General features: G+C 59.8%; 2 protein-coding genes and 1 pseudogene. All 3 read right to left on the bottom strand.

Annotated elements, in window-relative coordinates:
• A partial coding sequence (locus ACODTY_RS23480; protein ID WP_488996587.1) for an Xre family toxin-antitoxin system antitoxin occupies nucleotides 1–418 on the bottom strand: 418 nt, incomplete at its 3' end.
• Nucleotides 419–549: 131 nt separating this feature from the next.
• Nucleotides 550–3,603, bottom strand: a complete 3,054-nt coding sequence (locus ACODTY_RS23475) for a type IV secretory system conjugative DNA transfer family protein (protein WP_488996586.1) — start codon at nucleotides 3,601–3,603, stop codon at nucleotides 550–552.
• A pseudogene (locus ACODTY_RS23470) lies at nucleotides 3,572–3,808 on the bottom strand (P-type DNA transfer ATPase VirB11); the annotation flags it as partial. The pseudogene ACODTY_RS23470 and the gene ACODTY_RS23475, both read right to left, overlap by 32 nt.

Below are 3,808 nucleotides of genomic sequence, written 5' to 3'. Positions count from 1 at the left end.
TGCCAAGGATGGTCTCGATGACGCGCGTGCCCGCCTCGGTTTGCGCCACCGTTAGCGGGGCCTCACCGCCCAGTTCCGCGAGTTCCTTGCGCAGCCAGCGGTTCGCCTTTCCGGGATCTCCAAAGGTCTCTTCCGCAAGCGACTGGATGCGGGCGAGCCGTACGGCTCGGTCGGATTCCTCGACTGTCAACGGCTCGTTCTTTTCCGCGCGGTGCCGGCGCGTGCGTTGCGGGATGACGAAGCGCTCGATCTCCTGCTCGCTGAGGCCTGCAAGAGACAGACCCTTCAGCGTCGCGAGCGGAAGCCGACGCCGCACCATCATTGCAAGGTCCGCCTGCGACCGGACATCTGCTCCCAACACTGCGGCGCCGCCGAGTTTGCGTGCTACATCGTTGATGAGTGCTAAAGAGGTGCTCATTTTCATTTCTCCGGCAATCTGCCGTGATATTTAGGGCATCTTACCGAACAATGCAAGATATGCGACGAGTCTCTGGCGTCAAGCGCTCGCCAGATGAGCGGAAGATTGCGCTGCGCCACGATGCAAACGGCTCATCTACTCCCTCCCTCCCCTACCGGATCCATCACCAATGCGGCGTGGCGGCGCACAAGCGCTTTAGTCTCGTCACTTTCCATCCGGTCAATCGTTGCCCGCCACATAGACTCGAGGCCATCATTCAGGGCGAGCGCATCGATTGTGTCGACGCTCTTGGCGCTCTCGTTGAGCATCGCATGCAACGCCGCGTTCATCTTACCGAATTGCTCGCTCAGTTCTTGGCGCCTGAGGATTGGGGAGCGCACGACGTCAGCCTTGTGCCTTGCAACGTCATTTCGAGACGACGGTGCCGAGCGATCATGATGCGAGGGCGGGACGTAGCTTTCTTTCAGCAACGCCCGCACGTTGACCTCAAGATCGTCATCGTCGGCGCGATCTCCCGCCATAGGGTCGCCCATGTCAAGGTCCGGAAGTTCGGCGTCCTCCGGGCGTGCGCGCTTCCCATCAGATTCCGACTTCTCCCCAGCTAGGCCCCGTCCGTCTCCGGCGTGCGGCCGCTCCCTCGTTCCTGTGTCTTCCCTGCGATCCTTCGATTGGGGCGGTCCCTCCCTGGGCGTTACTCCTGGAGCGCGCGTCGCATCGAGGTTCAGCCGGATCGTCAGTTCATCGAGCGACGAGAAGAAAATGTGCCGCTCGCCGCCGACATCCTGCCACAAAAAATCGACCGGGCGCGGCCTGGACGGCTTTTCCAGCACCGCGCTGGTAACGCCGCCGGCTTTAAACGCGGCTACCCGCCGGCGCACGACCCTCCCATCCGGATTGAGCATCTGACGTGTCATCACCTCTTCTAATTCCGAGGGTTCCGCTTTGAACTTCTCATCGTCATCGAGAGTCCAGGCCCTCGGTTGGATCTGCGGCTTTCGGACTTTCTGATATTTGTCCATCGCCCGGAATTGCCGCTCACCGCCTGAATCGAGTTTCATGATGCGCATGATCGGCATGCCGGTCACCTGCAGGATTGCCTCTTCCGGCTTCATCTGCATCAGCGCGTGAACCGGCAGCAACTCCACGCGCATCGGCATCACGGACCCTCCGCGGTCACGACGGCCGTGGCGGTACGAGTATGAGGGCTGCGGCATCAGCTTTGTGTCGACGCCCGCAATCTGCGAAACAGCCTGCGCGTCCTCGACATTCTGAAAATTCATGTAGAGCTTGATCGTCGACGTCCCCATCAGGATCTTCTGGCCCGGCCGTTGGTAAAGCCGCTCCAGTTGCGCGCCGTCCTGCAGGATGAACACGAACCGCACCCCGTTCTTGCGGATTAGCGGCGCCAGCGTCAGCACGGTGTCGAGCCGGCCACCGTTGCCAAACTCGTCCAGCATCATCAAAACTTCGTATTCCCCATCGCGCAGCGGACCGAGCTGCACGAGATTGTCGGCCATCTGCTGCACGAAGATCGAAATCAGCCGCTCATACATCTGCATGATGTTCCAGTCGGCCTGTAGGTAGATGACCATTCTGCGTTTGCGGATCTCGGTGATCGGGATGGTCGTCACAGACGTCATCGCCTCGATGAGTTCGTTCTGGAGGAAGTTGAACTTCGCACCGATCTCAGCCGCTATCCCCTCGCCCAGCTTTTCATGACGGCCGATGAACTTCGTCAACTGCATGCGCGTCTGGTCGGACAGATGATTGCCATACCGCGACAGAAGCTGTGCGATCGCCGTGCGTTCATCGGACATGGAATTGAGGATACGATAGAGCTCGCTCAACGACTTGCGCGTATCCGGGCACTCGATCACAAATCCCAGCATCGCAACCAGCAGGATCCTGGCGCTTTCCTCCCAGAAATCGTTCGAGTCCGAACGCAACCGTTCCGGCATCAGCATCAGTGCCAGCTTCTGAAGATCGGTAATGCGCTGATGCGGGTCCTTGCTAATCACGTCCAGTGGATTGAAGCAGTGCGTCCCATGTTGGCCGGGCGCCATAAGGTAGACCTCGTAGCCCTTCTTCTTCATGTAGCCGGAGGTCTTCTCGTAGAGTTCCCCGCTCATATCGAGGATGAACATCGATCCGGCGTAGTTCACCATCGTCGGCATGACAAAGCTGCGTGACTTGCCCTGCCCCGGCGAGCCCATCACCATGACATGCTGGTCGCTGTCTGAGCGCAGCAGCATCCCCTGCTTGTATCCGAGCACAATGCCGCTCTTCTCGCGCAATCGATAGTCGGCAGCGTCTCTCAGCGTCGCCAGCCTGGAATGACCAAAGACTTGGCGCTCGCGGTGTACTACTGCCTTGACGATCGGAAACCCAATCAAAAGGCTTGCTGCCGCCAGTCCCCCAAGGCCAGCGAGGACCGTCAACCTCGCCGGTGCCACGAACTGGCCGGCGGCGCTCGTGCCGCCGAAAGGGGCCTGATACATGGCAGTCAGCGCGTTGCCGTAATAATTTGCCACGGCGTCCAGCGTCAGGCCCTTGGTGGCGATCAGATAAAAGACGACGCCATAGACGACCACGCCCGCCCAGCAGGCCGCGAACACCAATCCGGAGGTTGTCAACAGGCTGAAGATCGAGCGTACATGCAAGAGATAGAGGACCAGGCGCGACAGCGACCGGCCGCCCTTCAACATCCACCAGGTCAACCAGACATAGATGAACGGAAACATGACAAGGAGCGCGAGCAGCGACAGCCCGATCGTGTTGCGCGTGAACACGATCCCCATGGTCTGCCTCGCCGCATCCATAAACGGCGCGCGGCTTAGATAGTCGATGAACGAGGCCTGGCCGAATGACGTCGAATACATATCGTAGATGAACACGAATGTCGTAAGCCACATCAGCACCGCGATCGCGCTGACAACCGGAAAGGTCAGAAACGAGAATCGCTGGAGCGCGGTCACTCGTTTTTGCCGCGGCGCCTCATCAACCACGGCCCGCAACACCGCCGCATCGATCTCGAACGGGTCCTGCAGCAATCCGCTGTCATCGGAGAATTTGACCGGCCGGGTGTTGGCGGGCTGCGGCTTTTTGATGCTCGCCTGGTCTGCGGCATCGTTGCCACCGTGGCGATGCGGATCGTCAAAAGACCTGGCTGTGAACCTTTTCACCATCTTCGTTGACCTCGTCCCGAAAATAGATCTCGCTGACCCCCCGGCTGACCGTCTCGTCGCCCTTTCGCAACTGCACCACGATCGGGATGATCGAGCGGATGTATTTGAGGATGTCGTCCCGCTCCATGCGGACGCCGGCGTTCACGATCAGCGTCGACAAGCGGTTGAATGCTTGATGCGGCGAATTCGCGTGGATTGTGGTCAT

This window comes from Mesorhizobium sp. FG116 (genome assembly GCF_057809835.1).
This window is presented reverse-complemented; position numbering and strand designations above follow the sequence as displayed.